This is a genomic window from Daejeonella sp. (assembly GCF_049655485.1).
In the GTDB taxonomy this organism is placed as follows: Bacteria; Bacteroidota; Bacteroidia; order Sphingobacteriales; family Sphingobacteriaceae; genus Daejeonella.
The window spans coordinates 1-2,075 of sequence record NZ_JBASJU010000017.1 but is presented as its reverse complement, the minus strand read 5'-3'; the positions used below and the strand labels follow the sequence as shown (position 1 = coordinate 2,075).

Below are 2,075 nucleotides of genomic sequence, written 5' to 3'. Positions count from 1 at the left end.
CGTGAAGCGGATTGTAAGGGATATTATTCTCACTTATATAGTCTTTTACTTTCTCCAGCGTCCAGTCGAAAATAGGGTGGTATTTCAGCAGCTGATTTCCTTCATCCCATTCCACATTATCCATATGTTCCCGGTTCATCGATTGATCAGCCCGTATGCCGGTGATCCAGACCGAATTCCCCGAAAGGGCGCGTTTTAGCGGTTCAACCTTCCGTATGCCGCAGCACTCCTTCCGGTTTTCCACTGATTCGTAAAAGCTGCTCGGCCCTTTCGTGCTGATCATATCTTCTACTGCATGTGTATTTGGGTAATAAGCATGGATCTGCTTTCCGTACATTTCCAGCGTCCTGTTCCACACATAATACGTCTCCGGAAATAAGCGACCTGTCTCCAGTGTAAACACTTTGATAGGCAAATTATTTTTGAAAATGATATGCGATATCACCTGATCCTCCCAGCCAAAACTGGTAGAAAACACAACCTTACCGGGATATAAATCAGCAATGTACTTCAGCGATTCTTCGATCTCTAAACCTTTTATCCCCTGAAGTAATTTCTGTGAGTACATTATAAAAACATTAAATTATTTTGAATTATCTAAAGCCCTCGTAAGATCTTCAATAATATCATCCGCATCTTCGAGCCCCACCGATACCCGGATACTTCCCGGGAAAATGCCAATTTGCGCGCGCTCTTCGTCGGTAAGTTTGGAATGAGTAGTAGAAGCCGAATGTGTGGCGATGCTCCGTGTGTCGCCAAGGTTTGATGACAAACTAATCATCTCCAGGGCGTCCATAAACCGCATCGCTCTTTCCATTCCGCCCTTGATAATAAAAGTCACTATTCCGCCACCCTGCTTCATCTGACGTTTTGCAAGATCATACTGCGGGTGCGATGGAAGAAAAGGGTAACGCACCACTTCTACTTCCGGATGTTTTTCTAATACCTCCGCAACTTTCAGAGCATTAGCGCAATGCCTGTCCATACGTACTGGCAATGTTTCCAGACTTTTAGAAAACACCCATGCGTTAAAAGCCGACATCGCCGGCCCCGTATGCCTGATGAAAAACATCATCTCTTTGATTAGATCTTTTCGTCCCACGACAACTCCGCCCAATACACGTCCCTGGCCGTCCATATATTTCGTAGAGGAGTGGCTAACAAGATCAGCACCGTATAGAATAGGTTTTTGCAGATAGGGAGTCGCGAAACAGTTATCTACATTAAGGATGAAATTGTGCTTCTTCTTTAAAGCACCGAGCCATTCCAAATCGACCAGTTCGAGGCCGGGATTAGATGGGGTCTCCAGAAAAACCATTTTGGTTTCAGGCCTTAATGCTTTCTCAAAATCCTCTGGTTTCGACGCATCAACGTAGGTAGTGGTGATACCCCATCTGGGCAAAAGCTGAGTAAAGAGCTGATGAGTTGAGCCAAATATGGAACGGAAGGCCACGATATGATCACCGCTTCTCAGCAAACCCGCGAATGAAGCGAAAACAGCAGCCATACCGGATGAGAATGCCAACCCAGCTTCTGCACCCTCTGCATCGCAAACCTTTTGTATAAATTCCGATGTATTTGGATTCGAATAGCGGGAATATACATTGCCCTCAACCTCCTCCGTGAACAGGGTCCGTCCATGTTCTGCATCGTCAAACATAAAACTTGACGTTAAATACAGAGGCACGGAATGTTCCCCCTGACTGGTTCTTGGGACTTGTGTTCGGATGAGCTTTGATGATTCCTTCATTATCTTGAGATTTCGGTAAAAATACTTATTTATATAACATAATAAGGGTTGAGAGAATCGTTTTAAGGCTTACGATGATCACGATCACCCCCACAGCCATCATGATGGCCTTCACTGAAATCTTGTTGGATAATCTGGCAGCAATCGGAGAGGCAAGCGCACTTCCGATGACTAAACCTAAGATGGCTTCCCAGTATACCTCATTAAGAAGGGTCAGGAATGTTAAAGAGCTCATTAGCGCAATAAAGAACCTGCTTAATTTCACAGTTCCCAGAGAGTAACGGGCATTTCTTCCTCCGGCAATAAGGGATGACAGAACAATTGA

At 44.9% G+C, this 2,075-nt stretch carries 3 protein-coding genes; all 3 read right to left on the bottom strand.

The genetic code is table 11. The features are described 5' to 3' along the window. A partial coding sequence (locus tag WBJ10_RS00920; RefSeq protein WP_424287677.1) for a phosphoadenylyl-sulfate reductase occupies positions 1–568 on the bottom strand: 568 nt, incomplete at its 3' end. Positions 569–583: 15 nt separating this feature from the next. Then, entirely contained in the window at positions 584–1,750 is a 1,167-nt protein-coding gene (locus WBJ10_RS00915; RefSeq protein WP_424287676.1) for a trans-sulfuration enzyme family protein, read from the bottom strand. Between the two features lie 25 nt (positions 1,751–1,775). Then, the coding region (locus WBJ10_RS00910; protein WP_424287675.1) for a TSUP family transporter at positions 1,776–2,075 on the bottom strand (300 nt) is incomplete at its 5' end.